The sequence below is a fragment of the Rhizobium sp. NZLR1 genome, from assembly GCF_017357385.1.
Lineage (GTDB): Bacteria > Pseudomonadota > Alphaproteobacteria > Rhizobiales > Rhizobiaceae > Rhizobium.
The window spans coordinates 3,613,631-3,635,076 of sequence record NZ_CP071632.1; the positions used below are offsets into that span (position 1 = coordinate 3,613,631).

Annotated in this window: 19 protein-coding genes; 13 read left to right on the forward strand and 6 right to left on the reverse strand. The window is 61.9% G+C overall.

From position 1 onward, the window contains the following. Nucleotides 1-27 precede the first annotated feature (27 nt). The 6 genes from J3O30_RS17910 (at nt 28) to J3O30_RS17935 (ending at nt 7,839) form a co-directional block, all read left to right on the forward strand. Complete coding sequence (locus J3O30_RS17910; protein WP_170278817.1) at nt 28-1,014, forward strand: ABC transporter permease; 987 nt, start codon at nt 28-30, stop codon at nt 1,012-1,014. A gap of 10 nt (nt 1,015-1,024) precedes the next feature. Next, nucleotides 1,025-2,215 carry an ABC transporter permease gene (locus tag J3O30_RS17915; RefSeq protein WP_207581577.1) on the forward strand — a complete coding sequence of 397 codons (1,191 nt, stop codon included), beginning with the start codon at nt 1,025-1,027 and terminating at the stop codon, nt 2,213-2,215. 10 nt (nt 2,216-2,225) lie between these two features. After that, nucleotides 2,226-3,950 carry an ABC transporter ATP-binding protein gene (locus J3O30_RS17920; protein ID WP_207581578.1) on the forward strand — a complete coding sequence of 575 codons (1,725 nt, stop codon included), beginning with the start codon at nt 2,226-2,228 and terminating at the stop codon, nt 3,948-3,950. Nucleotides 3,951-3,960: 10 nt separating this feature from the next. Beyond that, nucleotides 3,961-4,755, forward strand: a complete 795-nt coding sequence (gene otnI / locus J3O30_RS17925) for a 2-oxo-tetronate isomerase (RefSeq protein ID WP_207581579.1) — start codon at nt 3,961-3,963, stop codon at nt 4,753-4,755. Continuing rightward, nucleotides 4,752-5,627 (forward strand): 2-hydroxy-3-oxopropionate reductase, encoded by an 876-nt coding sequence (locus J3O30_RS17930; RefSeq protein WP_207581580.1) that lies wholly within the window; start codon nt 4,752-4,754, stop codon nt 5,625-5,627. The genes otnI and J3O30_RS17930 overlap by 4 nt, the downstream gene beginning before the upstream one ends. A gap of 109 nt (nt 5,628-5,736) precedes the next feature. Beyond that, a complete protein-coding gene (locus tag J3O30_RS17935; RefSeq protein WP_207581581.1) occupies nt 5,737-7,839 on the forward strand; it encodes a beta-galactosidase in 2,103 nt (700 codons plus the stop codon). 3 nt (nt 7,840-7,842) lie between these two features. Here J3O30_RS17935 and J3O30_RS17940 read toward each other — a convergent pair whose 3' ends face one another. After that, complete coding sequence (locus J3O30_RS17940) at nt 7,843-8,385, reverse strand: hypothetical protein (RefSeq protein ID WP_207581582.1); 543 nt, start codon at nt 8,383-8,385, stop codon at nt 7,843-7,845. Between the two features lie 174 nt (nt 8,386-8,559). On the opposite strand from J3O30_RS17940, the gene J3O30_RS17945 reads away from it, so the two are divergent. Beyond that, on the forward strand, nt 8,560-9,033 hold the full coding sequence (locus tag J3O30_RS17945; protein ID WP_207581583.1) for a cupin domain-containing protein: 474 nt from the start codon (nt 8,560-8,562) through the stop codon (nt 9,031-9,033). A 48-nt stretch (nt 9,034-9,081) separates the two neighbouring features. Here J3O30_RS17945 and J3O30_RS17950 read toward each other — a convergent pair whose 3' ends face one another. From J3O30_RS17950 to J3O30_RS17970, 5 genes are all read right to left on the reverse strand, one after another. After that, nucleotides 9,082-10,191 (reverse strand): sn-glycerol-3-phosphate import ATP-binding protein UgpC, encoded by a 1,110-nt coding sequence (locus tag J3O30_RS17950; RefSeq protein ID WP_207581584.1) that lies wholly within the window; start codon nt 10,189-10,191, stop codon nt 9,082-9,084. Nucleotides 10,192-10,203: 12 nt separating this feature from the next. Further along, nucleotides 10,204-11,118, reverse strand: coding sequence for an ABC transporter permease subunit (locus J3O30_RS17955; RefSeq protein ID WP_164016154.1), 915 nt, complete (start codon nt 11,116-11,118; stop codon nt 10,204-10,206). A gap of 11 nt (nt 11,119-11,129) precedes the next feature. Next, nucleotides 11,130-12,014: a sugar ABC transporter permease gene (locus J3O30_RS17960; RefSeq protein WP_207581585.1), complete on the reverse strand. Its 885-nt coding sequence runs from the start codon at nt 12,012-12,014 to the stop codon at nt 11,130-11,132. 227 nt (nt 12,015-12,241) lie between these two features. Next, nucleotides 12,242-13,597 carry an extracellular solute-binding protein gene (locus J3O30_RS17965; protein WP_207581586.1) on the reverse strand — a complete coding sequence of 452 codons (1,356 nt, stop codon included), beginning with the start codon at nt 13,595-13,597 and terminating at the stop codon, nt 12,242-12,244. 362 nt (nt 13,598-13,959) lie between these two features. Beyond that, entirely contained in the window at nt 13,960-15,165 is a 1,206-nt protein-coding gene (locus tag J3O30_RS17970) for an ROK family transcriptional regulator (protein ID WP_207581587.1), read from the reverse strand. Between the two features lie 193 nt (nt 15,166-15,358). Between J3O30_RS17970 and J3O30_RS17975 the strand changes: the two genes are divergently transcribed. The 6 genes from J3O30_RS17975 to J3O30_RS18000 all read left to right on the forward strand — a co-directional run bounded on the left by J3O30_RS17975 (nt 15,359) and on the right by J3O30_RS18000 (nt 21,427). Next, complete coding sequence (locus J3O30_RS17975; RefSeq protein WP_207581588.1) at nt 15,359-16,597, forward strand: extracellular solute-binding protein; 1,239 nt, start codon at nt 15,359-15,361, stop codon at nt 16,595-16,597. A 75-nt stretch (nt 16,598-16,672) separates the two neighbouring features. Next, nucleotides 16,673-17,557, forward strand: a complete 885-nt coding sequence (locus J3O30_RS17980) for a sugar ABC transporter permease (protein WP_207581589.1) — start codon at nt 16,673-16,675, stop codon at nt 17,555-17,557. Beyond that, nucleotides 17,557-18,402: a carbohydrate ABC transporter permease gene (locus J3O30_RS17985; protein WP_207581590.1), complete on the forward strand. Its 846-nt coding sequence runs from the start codon at nt 17,557-17,559 to the stop codon at nt 18,400-18,402. Before J3O30_RS17980 ends, J3O30_RS17985 begins: the two co-directional genes overlap by 1 nt. Then, nucleotides 18,399-19,421: an SIS domain-containing protein gene (locus tag J3O30_RS17990; RefSeq protein ID WP_207581591.1), complete on the forward strand. Its 1,023-nt coding sequence runs from the start codon at nt 18,399-18,401 to the stop codon at nt 19,419-19,421. Before J3O30_RS17985 ends, J3O30_RS17990 begins: the two co-directional genes overlap by 4 nt. Further along, nucleotides 19,422-20,351, forward strand: a complete 930-nt coding sequence (locus J3O30_RS17995) for a PfkB family carbohydrate kinase (RefSeq protein WP_207581592.1) — start codon at nt 19,422-19,424, stop codon at nt 20,349-20,351. Then, entirely contained in the window at nt 20,348-21,427 is a 1,080-nt protein-coding gene (locus tag J3O30_RS18000; RefSeq protein ID WP_207581593.1) for an ABC transporter ATP-binding protein, read from the forward strand. Before J3O30_RS17995 ends, J3O30_RS18000 begins: the two co-directional genes overlap by 4 nt. The last annotated feature ends 19 nt before the right edge of the window (nt 21,428-21,446 follow it).

A 21,446-nucleotide genomic window follows, 5' to 3' on the forward strand; every position in this document is an offset into this window, starting at 1 on the left:
GTTCCCGACGGGAGGAGAAACATTCCGATGCTTGGCTATATCTTCAAGCGCGTGCTCTACATGATCCCGACCTTGTTCGGCATGTCGCTGATCTCGTTCCTGATCATCCAGCTGCCGCCGGGTGACTACCTGACCTCGATGATCGCCACCATGAGCGACAGCGGCCAGACCGTCGATCCCGCGCAGATCGAGCGCCTCAAGGAAATTTATGGCTTCGACGACCCCTTCTATGTCCAATACCTGAAATGGATCTGGGGCATCGTCAGCCGCGGCGACTTCGGCTACTCCTTCGAATGGGGCCAGCCGGTCTCCGGCCTGATCTGGGCCCGCATGGGCTCGACGCTGGTGATCTCGCTCTTGAGCTTGCTCTTCGTCTGGATCGTCGCTTTGCCGATCGGCATCTATTCCGCCGTCCGCCGCCACTCCGTCGGCGATCACGTCTTCACGTTCCTCGGCTTCATCGGCCTGGCGGTGCCGAACTTCATCCTCGCGCTGACGCTGATGTACATCGCCTATAAATATCTCGGCCAGAGCGTCGGCGGGCTGATCTCGCCGGAATATGCCGAAGCGCCGTGGAGCCTTGCCAAGGTCGGCGACTTCCTCGCCCATCTCTGGATCCCGATTATCATCATCGGCGCATCGGGAACGGCGGCGATGATCCGCATCCTGCGCGCCAACCTGACGGATGAACTGCACAAGCCTTATGTGGTCACCGCCCGCGCCAAGGGCTTGCCGGAGTACAAGGTCATCCTCAAATATCCTGTCAGAATCGCGCTCAATCCCTTCGTCTCGGCAATTGGCTGGGTATTGCCGCACCTCGTCTCCGGCGTCACCATCACCGCCATCGTGCTGAACCTGCCGACCGCCGGCCCGCTGCTTTTTCGCGCGCTGATCTCACAGGATATGTATCTCGCCGGCAGCTTCATCCTGCTTTTGAGCGCCCTCACCCTCGTCGGCATGCTGCTGTCGGATCTGCTGCTGGCGCTGCTCGATCCGCGCATCCGGTTCAATTGAGGGGAATGCGATGAGCACGCACGAAACCTTCGGAACCCATGCAGGCCCGCTCCATGCCGTCGCCGACGGTCCCTCGATCAGCCCGCTGAAACAGGGCAAGACCGTCTCGACCGCCGCGATTGGCCCCTGGCGGCTGGTCGCGGGCAAGCTGGTCCGCCAAAAGGTGGCGATGGTAGCCGGCGCAATCATTCTCTTCCTCTATCTGGTCGGCCTCTTCGCCGAATTTCTGGCGCCCGCCTTACCGACGACCTCGCGGCCGCAATACACCTATGCCCCACCGCAGGGCTTCAGCTTCTTCGTCGAAAAACCGGACGGCAGCTCGGAATTCAATTTCCACGTGAAGAGCTACAAGGTCGAGATCGACAAGGTGGCGCTGCGCCGCACCTTCGTCGTCGACGACACCAAGGTGGTGCCGATCGGCTTCTTCGTCAAAGGCGCCGCCTATGATCTCTGGGGCTTGATCCCGATGAACAGGCACCTGATCGGCCCTCTCAACCAGAACGACCCGATGTATCTGCTCGGCGCCGACCGTCTCGGCCGCGACGTCTTCTCGCGCCTCGTCTACGGCACCCGAGTCTCTATGTCGATCGGCCTCGTCGGCGTCGCCATGTCGCTGATCCTGGGTGTCGTACTCGGTTCGATCTCGGGCTTCTACGGCGGCTGGGTGGATACCCTGATGCAGCGGCTCATCGAGGTCGTCAGCGCCATGCCGACCATCCCGCTCTGGCTGGGTCTGGCGGCGGCGATCCCGCTGACATGGTCGCCGGTCAACGTCTATTTCGTCATAACGATCATCGTCTCCTTGCTCGGCTGGACCAGCCTCGCCCGCGAGGTGCGCGGCCGGTTTCTTGCGCTACGCAGCGAGGATTTCGTCGTTGCCGCCAGACTCGACGGATCGAGCGAAGCGCGGCTGATCTTCCGCCACATCCTGCCGTCGCTGACGAGCCACATCCTCGCGGTCGTCACCCTTGCCGTGCCGACCATGATCGTCGCCGAGACGTCGCTCTCCTTCCTCGGCATCGGCTTGAAGCCGCCGGTCGTCAGCTGGGGCGTGCTGTTGCAGGACGCGCAGAACATTCGCACGGTCGCCACCGCGCCATGGCTGCTGATCTGGCCGTCGCTCGCGGTCGTCGTCGCCGTGCTGTCCTTCAATTTCTTCGGCGACGGCCTTCGCGATGCCGCCGACCCCTATGAGAGCTGAGGAGGAAATCGTGACCGATCTTTCCGAAGACGTCGTTCTCTCCGTCGAAAACCTCTCGATCGATTTCAGGCTGCGCACCCACATCCTGCACGCGGTCGAAAATGTCAGTTTCGAGCTGAAACGCGGCCAAACGCTCTGCCTCGTCGGCGAAAGCGGCTCCGGCAAGAGCGTCACCGCCCGCTCGCTGCTGCAGATCGTCGACAGCCCCGGCAGCATCGTTTCCGGCCGCATCCTGCTGCGCAACGGCGACGAGGTCACCGGGGGTAACGGGGTCACCGATATCGCCGCCCTGAAGCCGTCGGATCGGGCGATGCGCGCCATCCGCGGCCGCCGCATCGGCCTGATCTTCCAGGAGCCGATGAGCTCGCTGTCGCCGGTCCATACCATCGGTTCGCAGATCATCGAGGCCGTGCGCCTGCACAGCGATCTCGACAAGCGCGCCGCCCGCGAAAGAACCGTCGAACTGCTGCGCCAGGTCGAAATCCCCGATCCCGACAGGATGGCGGACCGCTACACCTTCGAATTTTCCGGCGGCATGCGCCAGCGCGCTATGATCGCCATGGCGCTTGCCGGCAATCCCGATATTCTCATCGCCGACGAACCGACCACGGCGCTCGATGTCACCACCCAGGCCGAAATCCTCGACCTGATCAAGCGCCTGCAGGTCGAACGCGGCATGGCCATGCTGCTCATCACCCACGATATGGGCATCGTCGCCGAAGTGGCCGACGACGTCGCCGTCATGCGCTTCGGCCGCATCGTCGAACGGGGTCCGGTCGACGCGATCTATCACGCCGCCGAGCATCCCTATACCCGCCAGCTGCTCGCCTCAACGGTGAAACTCACCCACCATGTCGAAGACAAGCTGCCATCCGTGGCGCCGTCGCCGCAGGCGCCGAAGCCGATCCTTTCCGTCCGCAACCTCGGCAAGATTTACGGCTGGCAGGGCCAGGCCAACACGCTACGCGCGGTCGACGACGCCAGTTTCGATCTTTATCCGGGCGAAAACCTCGGCATCGTCGGCGAAAGCGGCTCCGGCAAAACGACGTTGGGCCGGCTCATCCTGCGCACCATCGAGCCAACATCGGGCAGCATCAGCTATCGCAACCGGGAGGGCCGTGAGATCGACGTCACCAAGCTGACGAAACGCGAGCTGCGCACCTTCCACCGCGAAGTCCGCCTCGTCTTCCAGGATCCGTTCGCCTCGCTCAATCCGCGCATGACCGTCAAGGAGGTGATCGGCGATCCCCTCATCGTCAACGGCCTCGCCAAGGGCAAGGCGCTGGAGGACCGCGTCGCCGAGCTGATGCGGCTCGTCGGCCTCGATCCGATGGGCATGGAGCGTTACCCCCATGCCTTCTCCGGCGGCCAGCGCCAGCGTATCGGCATCGGCCGCGCGCTTGCGCTCGATCCGCGCATCATCATCGCCGACGAGGCGACCTCTGCGCTCGACGTCTCGATCCGCAGCCAGATTCTCGATCTGCTGCTCGATATCCGCCAGCGGCTGAACCTTAGCTTCATCTTCATCTCGCACGACATTTCAGTCGTGCGTTATTTCTGCGATCGGGTCGCCGTCATGCATCGCGGCAAAATCGTCGAACTCGGCGAGGCCGAGCAGATCTGCACCGCTCCCAAGGAGGCCTATACCAAGAGCCTCATATCAGCCGTTCCCAATCCTGACCCCCGCGACAAGCGCATGCTGCATCGGCATCGTTTCGTCGCGCCCGCCATCTAAGGACTGTCCAGTGCCGAAATTCTCCGCCAACCTTTCCTTCCTCTATCAGGACCTACCGTTCCTCGATCGTTTCGCCGCTGCCGCACGGGACGGTTTCGGCGCGCTCGAATATCTCGGCCCCTATGCCGAGCCGAAGGAGAAGGTCGCCGAGACGCTGAAGGCAAGTGGCCTGAAACAGGCGCTCTTCAACGTGCCATCAGGAGACTGGGCCGGCGGTGAGCGCGGCATTGCCTGCCTGCCGGATCGCGTGCAGGAATTCCGCGATGGTGTGACCCAGGCGCTCGATTATGCCAAGGCGCTCAATTGCCGGCAGGTCAACGTCATCTCCGGCCTGGTGCCGAAGGGTGCGGACCTCGAAACGCTGGAAACGGTGCTGGTCGACAATCTGAAATATGCAGCAAAGCGCGCCGCCGATGCCGGCGTCAGGCTGCTGATCGAGCCGATCAACCTGCGCGATATTCCGGGTTTCTTCCTGTCGAGCACCGCCCATGTCGAACGCATCCTCGACAGGGTCGGCTCCGACAATCTCTATATCCAGTATGATTTCTATCACATGCAGATCATGCAGGGCGATCTGATGCCGACCTTCACAAGGCTGCAGGAGAAGATCGCCCATGTGCAGATCGCCGACAATCCCGGCCGCAACGAACCCGGCACCGGCGAGATCAATTACCGCTTCATCCTCTCTGAACTCGACCGCCTTGGCTACGACGGCTGGGTCGGCTGTGAATACAAGCCGAAATCAGGCACCAGCGAGGGCCTCGGCTGGATGAAACCCTACCGGAAGCAAGCGAGAACAGCATGAATATAGGATTCATCGGACTGGGCGTCATGGGTCGCCCGATGGCGGAACACCTCATCGATTCCGGCCACACGCTGCATCTCCACCGTGTCAAGGAGGTCTCGCAGCATCTCGTCGACAAGGGCGGCAAGGCGGCGTTAGGCGCCAAGGCTGTGGCCGAAGCCTCGGACATCATCGTGCTGATGCTGCCGGATACGCCTGACGTCGAGACGGTTCTCTTCAGCGAGAACGGCGTCGCCTCGGGCTTGTCCGAGGGCAAGCTTGTCATCGATATGAGCTCGATCTCGCCGGTGGCGACGAAGAGCTTCGCCAAGCGCGTCGAGGCCCTCGGCTGCGATTATCTCGATGCTCCGGTTTCCGGCGGCGAAGTTGGCGCCAAGGCCGCCTCGCTGACGATCATGGTCGGTGGCAAGGAGCAGGCTTTCGAGCGCGCCAGACCGCTCTTCGAAAAGATGGGCAAGAACATCACCCATGTCGGCGGCAGTGGCGACGGCCAGACCGCCAAGGTCGCCAACCAGATCATCGTCGGGCTGACGATCGAAGCGGTTGCCGAAGCGCTGCTGTTTGCCAGGAAGGCCGGCGCCGACCCGGCCAAGGTGCGCGCCGCACTGATGGGCGGCTTTGCCGCCTCGCGCATCCTCGAGGTGCATGGAGAGCGCATGGTCAAGGAGACCTTCGAGCCCGGCTTCCGCATCCGCCTGCATCGCAAGGACATGACACTTGCCGTCGATGCAGCCCGCGCGCTCGATCTGTCGCTGCCGAACACCGCCGCGACGCAGCAACTGATGAATGCCGCCATCGCCATTGGCGACGGCGAACGCGACCATTCCGCCCTCATCCGCACGCTCGAACTCCTCGCCGGAGGGCCGCGCTAGAAGAAACGCTTTTTAAAATAGCCGGACGACATCCTCGATTGCCTATTGCCGGAGCCTCTTCTCCGGACGGCGAAGCCATGTCCGGACATCGATAGAAAAGGACAAGACAATGCTCAATAAAGATATCCAACTGCCCTACGGCGCCGTCTATTTTCGCAAATCAAATCCGCCCCGCGACGATTGGGAGCGCGACTACGCGACCGCTGGGCAAGACAGCCTCAACATCTTCCGCCACTGGTTCATGTGGGGCGCGATCGAGACAGCACCCGGCGTTTACGACTGGGAAGAATATGACCGCCAGTTGGACCTTGCCGCCGCAAACGGCATCAAGACAGTCATCGCCGAACTGATCCATGCCGTGCCCGACTGGGCCGTTCGCAAATACGCCCATGCGCTGCAGGTCAATGCCGACGGCAACAAGCTCGGTTCCTATATGGGCGTCTCGGCGGCGACCGGCGGCTTCTCCAATAATGGCGGCGGTGCCGGCGCCCTGACGCTGAACTGCCCGGAGGTCAAGGAAGCTGCCGGCAAGTTCCTGACCGCGCTCGCCACCCGCTACAAGGGTCACCCGGCAATCTATGGCTACGACGTCTGGAACGAGTGCAACTATTCCGCCGATGTCGATTACAGCAGCTACGCCAAATCAGCCTTCCGCAAGTGGCTGGAGAAGAAATACGGGAGCCTGAAGGCCCTGGCGACAGCCTGGCACCGCTACAGCTACGCCGAATGGGAGGATATCGAGCCGCCGGTCCACATGGCGCCCTATCCCGAATGCATCGACTGGCTGCAGTTCAAGCGCGACAACTTCTACGACCAGATGCAGTGGCGCATCGACACACTCCGCGCCGTCGATCTGAAGAACACCATCGTTGCCCACGGCATATCGGGCGCAATTCCCAACATGGCGGCCAACGGCTGCGACGACTGGCTCGCCGCTTCCAAGGTCGAAGTCTACGGCTTCACCTGGATCCAAGCGCGCAAGGGCTCGGAAGCCTGGAAGAACTGGTACGGCGTCGATATCAACCGCGCCGCCGCCCGCGGCAAGCCTTTCTGGCATGCCGAGCGCCAGGGCGGCCCCCTTTGGCTGCAGCCGCAGGTGATCGGCCGCGACAAGGAGGATGGCCGTGTCGCCGAGCCCGAGGATATCCGCCTCTGGAGCATGACCTCGCTTGCCGGCGGCGCCCGCGGCGTCCTAAACCTTCGCTGGCGCCCACTGCTTGACGGCCCCCTTTTCGGCGCCTTCGGCTCCTACGGCATGGACGGCTCGCGCACGCCGCGCTCCGACATGGCGAGCGCCATGGCAAAGTGGGCAAACGACACGGCGCAAGGTCCCCTCTGGGAGGCAAAGCCGGTGCGCGGCGAGGTCGGCATCCTGGTTATCCGCGAAACACAGGAGTTCGATTACCTCCTGAACCACGATCGTAAGGAAAAGCCCTATCCCGAAGCAATGTGGGGCGCCTATCGCGCCTTCCTCGAACAGGGCGCGCAGCCGGACTGGGTGCATATCGACGATATCGACCCCTATGATTTCCTCTATTTCCCCTACCCGATCATGTTCACATCAGAACAGGCAAAACGCCTGAAAGCCTGGGTCGAAAACGGCGGCACGCTGATTGCCGAAGCATGCCCCGGCTATTTCGGCGATCGTGGCCATGTCGGCACCGTGCAGCCGAACATGGGCCTCGACGAGGTCTTCGGTGCGCGCGAGGAAGAAGTCGAATTCATGCCCGATATCGGCGACCGCATCCATTTCGATCTCGACGGCGCAGCTGTCGACGGCGGCGGTTTCCTGCAGTCCTACCGGCTGGCGGGCGGCGCGGCACGTGGGCATTTCACCGACGGCCGTCTTGCCGTCGTCGAAAATACCTTTGGCAACGGCCGCACGCTGCTAATTGGCACCAATCCCTCCGTCGCCTATTACCGCACGCAGGGAAAGGCGAACGGGGCTTTCTTCGCCGAACTAATAACATGGAGCGGCAAGAAGCGGCATGCGACGCTTTCGAATGGCGCGCTCTTCCCGCGCATTCACGTCGGGGAGAAAGGCAGCTTTCTCTGGCTCGTCAACCCGACGAGAACTGCACAGAAAACAGAGGTGACGCTTGCCCGCGGAATGTTGGCGCGAGGCCAACCCGTCTGGCCGATCGACCATATGGACAATGGCGGCATCGAGGTGCCGGCGCGCGATGTGCTGATCCTGCCGCTCGATCGTTGAGTTTCAGGATGCCGGTGAATCGGCGCTTTCGGCAAAGGCTTCAAGCTCGGGGTCGAAATCGACCTCGACGACATTGTTGAAGACGGCGGTAGCCAGCATGATGCCGGCGAAAGCGACGAGATCGACCAGCACCCGCGTCTCGTAGCGCTCTTTCAGCTTCGCCCAGAGTTCGGCGGGAACGGCATTGGAATCGGCGACGGTCGCCTTGCCGAAGGCCTCGAGCAGCGCTTCCTCCTCGGAAAGTTCGAGCGCGTCGGGATTGAAACCTTTGTTGATCAAAGCCCGGCGAAAGAAGGTGACGGCGATCTTCGATTTCGCCGCCTTCGAGATTGCATGCGAGAAGATCCAGATCGCCCGGTCGCCGATAGCAGGATCGAGTTCTGCCCGTAGCGTGAACCATTCGGCATAGATGCGATGGGCGGCCGGCGAATGCAGCAGCGTGCGCTTCATGTTGGTCATGCGTCCGCGCAGCCTGACTTCCTCGTCATGCGCCGCACGAACCTCTTGCGAAGCAGTGTCGTAGTCGATCTGTGGGAGGTGGCTCATCGGGTCCGCTCTTTCGTTTTGCGCAGACGTTATCGATGCACCGGCATAGTGTGCAACCCAACTTCGTTCAGCTTTTCGTTTCGATCAGATATTCCGGCCCGCGTGACCGGCAAATCCACTTGGCCCTCGCGCCGCCTCCGCCTAGATTGATCTCATCGAAGGGGGAGGCAAGGCATGAGCGACGATCACGAGCATCATCACGTCGACTGGCGGGAACATGGCGTCAAGGTCATTCCCGGCAATTCGCTCGATCCGAACACCGCGCAGACGCCGGGCATGAACCGCGCCGCCGCGATCAACAATGCGCGTGCCGGGGCCGAGAAAATCTGGGCCGGCACGGTGACGATCCATGCCAACGCCAAGACCGGCGCCCATCATCACGGTGACCTCGAAAGCATCATCTACGTGGTCAAGGGCAAAGCCCGCATGCGCTGGGGCGAGCATCTGGAATATACCGCCGAGGCCGGTCCCGGCGACTTCATCTATGTTCCCCCCTATGTGCCGCACCAGGAGATCAACGCCAGCCGCGACGAGACGCTGGAATGCGTGCTCGTCCGTTCAGGCCAGGAGCCGGTCGTCGTCAATCTCGACATCGAGCCGATCGAGAAACCGGAAGACGTGCCCTGGATCGACCCGATCCATCGCTGATGCATGCCGCCACGCCCGCTGGAAAGAAAGCAACCTCGGCGCGTCCCCTCACGCGTGAACGGCGCCAGCGCTGCTCATCACAGGGTTCTCGATGATCCGGCCGGTATCGGCGGCATAGAGATGGATCGCGTTATAGTCGATCGCGATGCCGATCGGATCGCCGGACTTCACCTTCACGGCTTCGGTCAGCGCCACGGCAAAGGGCAGCCCGTCGAAATCGGCGTGAACGACACGGCTCGCGCCGAGTTCTTCGATGAAATCGGCCGTTGCAGTGAGAGCACCGGGCGCATCCGGGGCCACCAGCCGGGCCGCTTCGGCGCGCATGCCGAGCACGACGCGTTTGCCTTTCAGCGGTGCTGCGCGCTCGCGCGGCAGCGCGATCTTGCGGCTCTGGTCGTAGACGAAGACACCCTCGTCATTGATTGTGCCTTCAAGCAGGTTCATCGCCGGCGTGCCGACGAAGCCGGCAACGAAACGCGACACCGGATGATGATAGACTTCTTCCGGGGTGCCGACCTGCTCGACCCTGCCGCCGTTCATCACCACCAGCCGGTCAGCCAGCGTCATGGCCTCGGTCTGGTCATGCGTGACGAAGATCGAAGTGGCGCCAAGGCGGCGATGCAGCCGGCGGATTTCGGCGCGCATGGCGATGCGCAGCTTGGCGTCGAGGTTCGAAAGCGGCTCGTCGAAGAGGAACACTTTCGGTTCGCGGATCATCGCACGGCCCATGGCGACGCGCTGGCGCTGCCCGCCGGAAAGGGCGGCGGGCCGGCGGTCGAGGAAGGGTTCCAGGCTGAGCGCCTTGGCGACTTCGGCGATGCGGCGCTCACGCTCCACCTTGGAGACGCCGGCCACTTTAAGGGCATAACCGATATTCTCGGCGACGCTCATATGCGGATAGAGCGCATAGTTCTGAAACACCATGGCGCAGCCGCGCTCGCGCGGCTCAAGCCGGTTGACGACGCGCCCATCGATTGCGATTTCGCCGCCGCTGATTTCCTCCAGGCCGGCGATCATGCGCAACAGTGTGGACTTGCCGCAGCCGGACGGGCCGAGGATGACGATGAACTCACCGGACTGGATTTCGAGATCGACGCCGTGAACGACGGGATTCTTGCCGTAGCTCTTCTTCACATCACGGATTGAGATAGGTGCCACAGGACTATTCCTTCATTTCTCGGTAGAGATAAGGCCGCGCACGAACCAACGCTGCATCAGGATGACGAGCACCAGCGGCGGCGACATGATGATAAGTGTACCTGCCATGGCGACGTTCCAGTCTGGCAGGCCGAATTCGGAGGGAATGAGGGTCTTGAGCTGCGTCACAGCAATGCCGAAATTCGGATCGGTAGTAATCAGCAGCGGCCAGAGATACTGGTTCCATGCCCAGACGAACATGATCGTGAACAGTGCGATCATGTTGGGCCGCGAAAGCGGCACCAGAATGTCCCAGAAAAACCGGACAGGACCCGATCCGTCCATCTTCGAGGCCTCGGCAAGTTCGTCCGGAACCGTCAGGTAAAACTGCCGGTAAAGGAAAGTGCCGGTCGCCGTTGCGACCAACGGCAGAACGAGACCGGGATAGGAATTCAGCAGGCCCCATTCGAGCTTGATCTGGATGCCGGTGATCTGCGCCACGAGCCAGCTTATGCCGAGGACATCAAGGATCGTCTGGAACGGCTGCAGCGCATTGGCCGCGATCGAATAGGTCGGCACGATGCGGACCTCCAGCGGCAGCATCAGCGTGATGAAGATGATCCAGAAAATCACATACCGGCCGCGGAAGCGGAAGTAGACGATCGAGAAGGCTGCCATGGCAGAAAGGATCACTTTGCCGGCGCCGACCGCCGCGGCGAAGATGATACTGTGAAACAGCTTGTTGCCGAGATCGGCACGGACCCAGGCGGTCTGGACGTTTTCCCAGAAATGCGAGCCCGGCGTGAGCGGCAGCGGCACACGATTGACCGTCTCCAGATCGAGGGTCGACGCGATGATGACAATGGCGAAAGGCAGGAGCGCGATGACCATGCCGAGCGCGAGAAGCGTATAGCAGATGAAATTGAATATTGGGGTGCGTTCGATCATGTGCAGGGGCCTTACTTGTAGTGCACGCGCCGCTCGATAAAGCGGAACTGAAAGATGGTAAGAAGAACAACGAGCACCATCAGAATGATCGACTGGGCTGCGGCGCCCGAATAATCGAGGCCCCTAAAGCCGTCGAAATAGATCTTGTAAACCATGAGGTCCGTCGCGCGCGCCGGCCCCCCCTGCGTCATGACGTCGACGATGCCGAAGGAATCCTGGAAGCTCTCGGTGATGTTGATGACGAGCAGGAAGAACAGCGTCGGCGTCAGCAAGGGCAGCTGAATATCCCAGATACGGCGCATCGGCCCCGAACCGTCCATTGCGGCGGCCTCGATCAGCGAACGCGGAATGCCTTGCAGCGCCGAGAGGAAGAAGATGAAATTGTAGCCGATATATTTCCAGGAGAATGCAACGATGACGGCGATCATCGCATCCTTGCCGTCGAGCGCCGGATTCCAGAGACCGGGCCAGACGTGATTGATGACCGACAGAAGGCCTGCCTCCGGCGCCAGGATGAAGCGGAAGGCGAGACCGAGAGCGGGCGCGGCAATCGCGTAGGGCCAGATGAAGACCGACCGGTAGATCTTATGGCCGCGCAGTTCACGATCTGTCAAAAGCGCTAGGATGAGCGCCAGACCCATGGCAATGGCCGTCGAACTGAAGCCGAAGATCATGCTGCGGGAAATCGAGTCCCAATAGACCGGGTCGGTAAGCAGCTGTTTGAAATTGTCGAAACCGACCCAGGCATTGCCGCCGCCCCATGGCTGCTCGAGCGTGAACGCCCAATAGAGCGCCTGGGCGCTAGGCCAATAGAAGAATACGAAGATCAGCAGCAGCATCGGAAATGCAAAGAGCAGTCCGATCGTCGTCGAGGAGAAAGTGACGCGCTTTTCCATGAGTGGTCGTTTTCGCCCTGGTTTGACCCACAGCGCCGCGCCTCTTTCAGACGCGCAAAGGACGCTGCAGCTTTTGAATTGCTGCATAATTTATCCCTAAATCGATTCCGATTTAAGGGATTATGCGGTAGGCGCGGGCGGCGAGTTCGCATCCGCGTCCGATTGAAGAACCTGCAAAACGCACCCAGCGCGCCAAACGCGGGCTGGGTGCGGCTCATATCGAATGATCAGGGAAGCTGAACGTTCTTGTAGGTCTGCTGGAAGCGACGCAGGAGCTGGTTGCCGCGTTCGGCCGCGCCGTCGAGCGAAGCCTGGACGTCAGCGTTGTTGACAAAGATTGCCTGCAGGCTGTTTGCGATTTCGGTGCGAACCTGCAGCAGGCCGCCGAGGCGGATGCCGTGCGCAGCCGTGTCGTCAGCAGGCGATGCGGTCAGGCTCTGAATGGCGAGTTCGCGGCCGGCATAGGGAGCCTTGTCGTAGAAGCCCTGCTTCTTCAGGTATTCGAAACCGGAGTTGCGAACCGGGATATAGCCGGTAACAGTCGACCAGGTGAGAGCTTCTTCCGGCTTTGCGATGAAGTTGAAGAAGGCAGCAGCAGCCTTGTATTCGGCGTCGGAGTGACCCTTCAGAACCCAGAGCGAAGCGCCGCCGACGTAGGAGCTGTGGCGGGTTGCGTTGCCGTAGGTGGGGAGCATGGCAACGCCCCAGTTCATGCCCTGCTTGGCGGTGCGGCCAACATTGCCATGGTCGCCGACCGAGGTCAGGATGACCTGGCAATCGCCGGCGGCGAAAGCCTCGACGAAAGTCTGGCCGACGGCCTTGTTCTTGATGAAGGCAAGCTTGTTGTCGTACCAGGACTTGAGGTCCTTGACATAGCTGACGAGCAGCGGGTTCTTGTTGAACGCCAGCTCGGCGTCGAGGCCTTCAAAGCCGTTCTTCTTCGTCGCGATCGCTTCGCCGTTGACGGCTTCGAACTGCTCGATGTACTGCCAGACTTCGTTGTTGGAGATGTCGAAGGCGAGCGGGCAAGCATAGCCGGCGTTCTTCAGAGCCTTGAAGTCTTCGCCGGCTTCCTGCCAGGTGGCGGGAGCATGGTCTTTGCCGATCTTGGCGAAGGCATCCTTGTTCCAGTAGAGCAGAGCGGTCGAGGAATTGAAGGGGAACGAATACATCTCGCCCTTCGACGTCGCATAATAGTTTGCGATGCCGGAGAAGTAATCTTTCCAGTCGACATTGTAGCCCATGTCGGTCATCAGCTTGTTGGCCGGGTAGTAGGCGCCGGAAAGCATGATGTCGAGCGTGCCGGCGTCGGAGACCTGGGCGATGGTCGGCTGCTTGCCGGCGCGGAAGGCGGCGATGGTGTTCTGCAGGGAAGCGTCGTAGCTGCCCTGGCTGGTGCAGACGATTTCATAATCGGCCTGCGACTGGTTGAACCGATCGCACTGTTCCTGGACCCGCTTTGCGATGTCACCGGAATTGCCGAACCAGAAGTCAATCTTGGTCTTATCGGCGGCGGCAGCGGGACCAGCAAGAAACGCTGTAGCGAGAAGGGCGCCTACGGCGCCGAGAAGCTTGGCTTGCATGAGAACCTCGAACGTAAAAGAGACGCGCACTTTCAGCGCACGCCCTATTAGCTGGTTCAAATTGCTGCGGCTAATGAATATTACATGACATGAAACGATCGAAATCGTGCCGTCACAAAACCTTCATTCGGATGTTATTTGCCGCAGCCGAGGCTATATTTAGAGAAGCCTCGCCAGCCTCCCCAGCGCACTGCCGAACAGTTATATTCATATTCGAATAATTATAATTATCAAGGGTTTTCAATATTTGCCTATATTGCGACAGAGCATCCTTATTCGGGGATACCGTCACATGAAACCTGCAGAAACGGCTATCTTTCCGCCACTGCACTCGTGTGCAACGTCTGGTTTTAGCCTTGAAATCAAAGGGAATCCTTCAAAATTGCAGCAAAACGCGGATCGAACGCGTGGCTGATCGGCCCGGCGGCAGCACCGAGTGCGACCGACCAGGGATCGGCCATACCGGGCTGCAGGCGCGGCAGTATGCGACCGCGACGTTCGGCGATCGAGGGCAGCAACCGGCCGATTGCCGCAATCAACTTGTTCACCAGCGCTTCCGGAGCGCTGCCGCAAAGGATAACGGTTTGCGGATCGAACAGGGTCTCGATGAGATGGATGCTCCAGCGCAGGTCGACCGCCGCCGCCTCGACCCAGGCGTCGATGCTTTGATCGCCGCTCAAGGTAAGGTCGTTGATGCGTGCGTGGAGGTCGGGATCGGCGGGATCGGCCGAGAGATGCTGATAGAGCGAGGCGAGGGAGGCACGATGTTCGAGCGGCGTCGATTTGCCGTCGGCAAACAGCAGCGCCATGCCGATCTCGCCGGCATTGCCGTTGGCGCCGCGGTAGAGCTCGCCATTCAGGATAAGCCCGGCACCGATGCCATAGCCGACGAAGAGGCAGATGGCATGGTCGAGCCCATGGGCCGCCCCCACCATGCGCTCGGCGGTCGCTGCCGCCGCCGCATCGTTCTGCAGGTCGACATCGAGCCCGGTGCCGGCAGTCAGCGTTTCCAACAGCGGAAACTTCTGCCAAGCCTCCATCATCCACGGATCGTCGCCGCTACCGGCGACGCCGAAGGGCCCAGGCATGGCCGCGCCGAGGCCGACAAGCCGCTTTTCCGACTGCCGGACGACGCCGGCAAGCTTCGAACGCACGCTGGCGACAAGATTGAGGATCACCTTCGCCCCCTGCGACGGACCTCCAGGTGGGAGCCCGGCCTCGTCGCGCACGAGAACGCTACCGACAAGATCGACCGCAACCGAACGCGTCACATGCCGGTCGATCTGCAGGCCGATCGCAAAGGCGCCTTCCGGCACGAGCCGATAGGGCGTCGAGGGCTGGCCCCTGCCCTTCCTCACCGCCTCCTGCGAACTGACGAGACCGTCGCGTTCGAGTTCCTCAATGATATTGGACACCGTCTGCTTGGTCAGCCGCGTCGCCCGCGCCAGATCGGCGCGGGAAAGCGCACCGTTGATTCTCAGGGCATCGATCATCACGCGCCGGTTATGGGCACTGGTGCCCCCGTGGTTGGTGCCGCTCTTGGCTCGGATCGGACGGCTGTCATTCATGTGCAATTGCCTCTTGACTCCAATAGAATGTTGAAGAAGTAATAAGTCAAGACACTTGACTTAATAAGGAGCCGGAGAGTTCCAGGGAACGCAGGACGCCGACAAGGGCTCCGACGACGCTCCGAGACGACTTCTCGAACACCGATGGCGGAAGCCCTCGGAAATGCGTAAATGTCAAAAACTGGAGGCTGCAATGCTGAAATCCTTTAACAAGACGCTTCTCGGTGCGGCCTTGATCGGCGCATCTCTTGCACCGCACGCTTTCGCCGAGACGACGCTGAACGCGCTTTTCATGGCGCAGGCCGCCTATAGCGAGGCCGACGTGCGGGCCATGACCGATGCCTTCGCCAAGGCGAACCCCGATATCAAAGTCAATCTCGAATTCGTTCCCTATGAAGGCCTGCACGACAAGACGGTGCTGGCGCAGGGTTCCGGCGGCGGCTATGACGTCGTCCTCTTCGATGTTATCTGGCCGGCGGAATACGCCACCAACAAGGTGCTGGTCGACGTCTCCTCGCACATCACCGACGAGATGAAGAAAGGCGTGCTGCCGGGCGCCTGGACCACCGTGCAGTATGACGGCAAATATTTCGGCATGCCGTGGATCCTCGATACCAAATACCTGTTCTACAACAAGGAGATCCTTGAAAAGGCCGGCATCAAGGCTCCACCGAAAACCTGGGACGAGCTGACCGAGCAGGCAAAGACGATCAAGGACAAGGGCCTGCTCGCTACGCCGATCGCCTGGAGCTGGTCGCAGGCCGAAGCGGCAATCTGCGACTATACAACGCTCGTCAGCGCCTATGGCGGCGATTTCCTCAAGGAGGGCAAGCCCGCCTTCCAGACCGGCGGCGGTCTTGATGCGCTGAAATATATGGTCTCCAGCTATTCCTCCGGCCTGACCAATCCGAACTCCAAGGAATTCCTGGAAGAGGACGTCCGCAAGGTCTTCGAAAACGGCGATGCCGCCTTCGCGCTGAACTGGACCTATATGTACAATATGGCCAACGATCCGAAGGACAGCAAGGTCGCGGGCAAGGTCGGCGTCGTCCCGGCACCGGGTGTGGCCGGCAAGAGCGCGGCTTCGGCCGTCAACGGTTCGATGGGCCTCGGCATCACCTCGGCCAGCCAGCATCCGGATGAGGCCTGGAAATACATCACCTTCATGACCTCGCAGGCGACGCAGAATGCCTATGCCAAGCTCAGCCTGCCGATCTGGGCCTCCTCCTATGAGGACCCGGCCGTCACCAAGGGTCAGGAAGAGCTGATCTCCGCCGCCAAGGTCGGCCTCGCCGCCATGTATCCGCGTCCGACGACACCGAAATATCAGGAGCTTTCGACCGCCCTGCAGCAGGCGATACAGGAATCGTTGCTTGGCCAGTCCTCTCCCGAGAACGCGCTGAAATCGGCGGCCGATAATAGCGGTCTCTGATCCAGCTCAGAACCCCGGGCGGCGCCTGCCGTCGCCCGGTTTCCAAAAACTTAAGAATGAAGAAGGGTCGCCTTGATGTCGGGCACTTGGCTGACAACCCGCGCGTGGCTTTTGATGCTGCCGCTTCTCGTGGTCATGATATCGGTCATCGGCTGGCCCCTGATCGATACTGTCGGCCTCTCCTTCACCGATGCCAAGCTCGTCGGCACCGAAGGAAGTTTCGTCGGTATCGGCAATTACGCGAAGATGATCTCCGGCTCGAATTTTCAACGCACCCTCATCACCACCGCATGGTTCGCGATCGTCTCGGTTGCCGCCGAAATGGTGATCGGCGTTCTCGCCGCCCTATTACTGAACCAGCAATTCCGCGGCCGCGCCGCGCTTCGCGCCCTGATGATCCTGCCCTGGGCGCTGCCGACCGTCGTCAATGCCACGCTCTGGCGGCTGATCTACAACCCGGAATATGGCGCGCTGAACGCGGCGCTGACCCAGCTCGGCCTGCTTGATGCCTACCGCTCCTGGCTCGGCGAACCGGGCACGGCGTTGGCAGCTCTCATCGTCGCCGATTGCTGGAAGAATTTCCCGCTGGTGGCGCTGATCGCGCTGGCCGCACTCCAGGCCGTGCCGCGCGACATCACCGCCGCCTCGCTCGTCGACGGCGCCGGCGCTTTCGCCCGCTTCCGCTTCGTCATACTGCCCTATCTCGCCGGCCCGCTGATGGTGGCCCTGGTGCTGCGCACGATCGAAGCCTTCAAGGTGTTCGACATCATCTGGGTCATGACCCGCGGTGGCCCGGCCAATAGCACGCGCACGCTGTCGATCCTCGTCTATCAGGAAGCCTTCTCCTTCCAGCGAGCCGGCTCCGGCGCATCGCTGGCGTTGATCGTGACGCTGCTGGTGACGCTGCTTGCCGCCGGCTACGCCGCCCTGGTGCGCAAGACCGCCGGGAGTGCGGCCTGATGGAACGCCAAAGCCCAATCTTTACCGCCTTCATCTATGTCTGCGCGCTGCTTCTTGCCGCCGTCATCCTGGCGCCGATCCTGTGGCTGTTCATCATGAGCATCTCGCCCGCCGCCGACCTTGCGGCGAAGCCATTGCGCTGGTGGCCGCAAACGGCGGATTTCTCTCGCTACGCCGTGCTGCTCTCGACGATCGAAAACAGCGCCGGCGCCGCCTTCACCTCGTCGCTGCGCAACAGCATCGAGGTGGCTGGCATGGCGACGATCGCGTCGATCGCGCTCGCCATTCCGGCCGGCTGGGCGGTGTCGCGCACGCCTTCTGTGGGATGGTCGCTGTCGATGGTGATCGGCACCTATATGCTGCCGCCGGTGGCGCTTGCGGTGCCGCTCTATATGGGTCTCTCCCATCTCGGCATGCTGAACAACGTCTTCGGCCTGGCCCTCGTCTATCTCAGCATCCTGGCGCCCTTCACCACCTGGCTGATGAAATCGGGCTTCGATTCCATCCCACGCGAAATCGAATCCGCCGCAATGATCGACGGCGCCGGCCTGTTCCAGACGCTGAGGATCATTACGCTGCCGCTCGCCGGCCCCGTGGTCGCGACGTCAAGCCTGTTTGCATTCCTGCTTGCCTGGGACGAATTCTTCTATGCGCTGCTTTTCACCTCCGACCAGCGCGCCAAAACGCTGACCGTCGCCATCGCGGATCTCGCCGGTGGCCGCGTTTCCGATTACGGACTGATCGCCACGGCAGGCGTGCTCGCCGCCCTGCCTCCGGTGCTGATTGGTCTCATCATGCAACGTGCCCTGGTTTCAGGGCTCACCAGCGGCGGCGTCAAGGGATGAACATGACAACAGAAACAATCCGGCCGGCCGGACTTGCCGCGATCGATCGCGAGATGGCGCGCCAGCATGCCGATGCGATCGCCTCCTATGAAGTTGCCGGGCCGAGCGCGACAAGAGCCGCCGTCTCGCTGAAGAAAACCGGCCGGCTGCTCCTGCTCGGCATGGGCGGCTCGCATGCCGTCAACCGCGCCGTCGAACCGCTCTATCGGGCCCTCGGTATCGATGCCGTCGCCTTGCCGCTTTCCGAGCAGCTTGGCCAGCCGCTACCGGTTGCTGGCAGGACGATCTTCGTCACCTCGCAATCCGGCGAGAGCGCCGAGGTGGTGCGTTGGTTCGATGAAACCGGCGGCACTGAGGAGACCTTCGGCCTGACGCTCGAAGCCAGTTCCTTCCTCGCAAGAACCGCCCCGTCATTGGTGGGCGCCGGCGGCACCGAACTTGCCTTCGCCGCGACACGCAGCCTGACGGTAACCTTCGCCCTGCATCTGGCAATCCTCGCCGCCCTCGGCGAAGATCCCCGGGCCGCACTTGCGATCCTCAACGCGCCTGAAGACCATGACATCGCCGCCGCCCTCACCGCGCTCGAAGACGTCGCAACGGTCGTCACCTCAGGCCGCCGGCTGCAGGGCATCGCCGAGGCATTGGCGCTCGGATTGACCGAATTGTCGCGCCGCCCCTGCTTCTCGCTTGAAGGCGGCCAGTTGCGCCATGGGCCGATGGAGATGCTGGGGCCGGAAATCGGCGTCGTGCTGTTCCGCGGCTTGGACGAGACATCCGGCTTGGTGACCGCAATGGCGATCTCCGCCGTCGAGACCGGCGCCCCCGTCATCCTGTTCGACGCATCCGGGCAAGCGCCGGTCGCCGGCGCGGTGACAATCCGCTTTACCCCGGTAACGGGCCTTGCCGCGATCTTCGCCATGCTGCCGGTTGCCCAGCGGCTGATGATCGCCTTTGCCGACGCCCGTGTGGAGAATGCCGGAACGCCGGTTCGATCCACCAAGATCACCCGGAGTGAATGAATGCGGCCGCTTGCAGTCATCGGCAACGTCAACGTCGACCTGATCCTTGGACCGGCAGCCGCCTGGCCGAAGGCCGGGACGGAAATCATCGTCGATCACGACGAACTACGGGTCGGCGGAGCCGCCGGCAACAGCGCACTCACCTGGCAGGCGCTTGGCGTCGAATTCGAGATCGCCGCCAATATCGGCAGTGACCAATTCGGCCGCTGGCTGAGCGAAGCCTTCGGCCACCGTTCCGAGAAGTGGCCCATACGTCCTGAGAAAACGACGCTCTCCGTCGGCATCATCCATCCGGACGGCGAGCGCACCTTCTTCACGACCAAAGGCCATCTGCCGCGTTTCAGTCTGGCCGATGTCTTCGCGGTCCTCGACGCAGCGCGCCTTAGCAGCGGTTACGCCCTCCTTTGCGGCTCGTTCCTGACCGACGATCTGACCGAGCAATACGACCCCTTTTTCGACTGGGCCGACAGCCATGACGTTACCGTCGCACTCGACACCGGCTGGCCGCTCGACGGTTGGACGCAGCGGAATTGCGCGGCGACACGCGCCTGGCTGTCTCGCAGCGGCATCGCGCTGTTGAACGAAATCGAGGCGACGACGCTTGCCGGCATCGTCGATCCGATCGCGGCCGCACGTCACATCAGGCTGCATATGCCGCAGGATGCGATCGTCGTTGTTAAGCGTGGCCCGGACGGCGCGATCGCGATCGGGCCGGAGGGCGTGTTGGTTTCGGTGGGCGCACCCGTTGTCGAAGTTGTCGATACGATCGGTGCCGGTGATGTCTTCAACGCCGCTTTCCTCGCGGCTCTCGCTGGCGATGCGCCGCTGCTTTCCTGCCTGATAGCCGGAACGGAGGTTGCCTCGCGCGCCATCTCAACCCTTCCCCGCAATTATGGCGGCCCGACAACTCTTCAGGAGCCGTTGCGATGAGTGCGCTCGAAATCCAGACCATCCGCAAGTCCTATGGTGATGTCGAGACCCTGAAAGGCATCGACATCTCGCTGGAAAGCGGTGAATTTCTCGTTTTGCTCGGCTCGTCCGGCTGCGGCAAGTCTACGCTCTTGAACATCATCGCCGGACTTGCCGAGGCAACGAGCGGCGATGTCAGGATCGGTGGGCGCTCGGTGCTCGGCGTGCATCCGAAGGACCGTGACATCGCCATGGTCTTTCAATCCTACGCGCTCTATCCTAATCTGACGGTGCACAGGAACATCGGCTTCGGGCTGGAAATGCGCAAAGTGCCGGCGGACGACCGCGACAAGGCCGTTCGCGATGCGGCAAAGCTCCTGCAGATCGAAAACCTCCTCGACCGCAAGCCGAGTCAGCTTTCCGGCGGCCAGCGTCAGCGCGTCGCGATCGGCCGTGCGCTGGTGCGCAAACCTGAGGTGTTTCTGTTCGACGAGCCGCTCTCCAACCTTGACGCCAAGCTGCGAATGGAGATGCGCACCGAGATCAAGCGGCTGCACCAGATGCTGAAGACGACGGTCGTCTATGTCACCCATGACCAGATCGAGGCGATGACGCTGGCAAGCCGCATCGCCGTTATGCGCGACGGCCGTATCGAGCAGCTCGGCACGCCGGAGGAGATCTACAACCACCCGGCAACGCTTTACGTCGCCACTTTTGTCGGCGCGCCGCCGATGAACCTTTTGAAGGCCACCGTTCGGGACAACCGGCTGGTGCTTTCAGGCTCCGACACTGGCCTACCCCTGCCCGCCCGTTTCCGCGATACGGCCGGCAATGGCCGCGACCTCGTCCTCGGCATCCGCCCCGAAGCGCTTCGCACAGACGGCCCCGGCCCGTCGATCGAGGCCACCGCTGAGGTCGCAGAGCTGACCGGCCCGGAACTCGTCGTCACCGCCCTTGCCGGAAATCAGCGTCTGATGGCCTGCCTGCCGCCGCGCACGCCGATCCGCGACAACGAAAAGCTGACCCTCTTCTTCGACGAGGAGGCAATGCATCTCTTCGACCCTGAAACCGGTCTCAGCTGCCTCCGCGAGCAATAGGCCGGTCACGCACCACGAG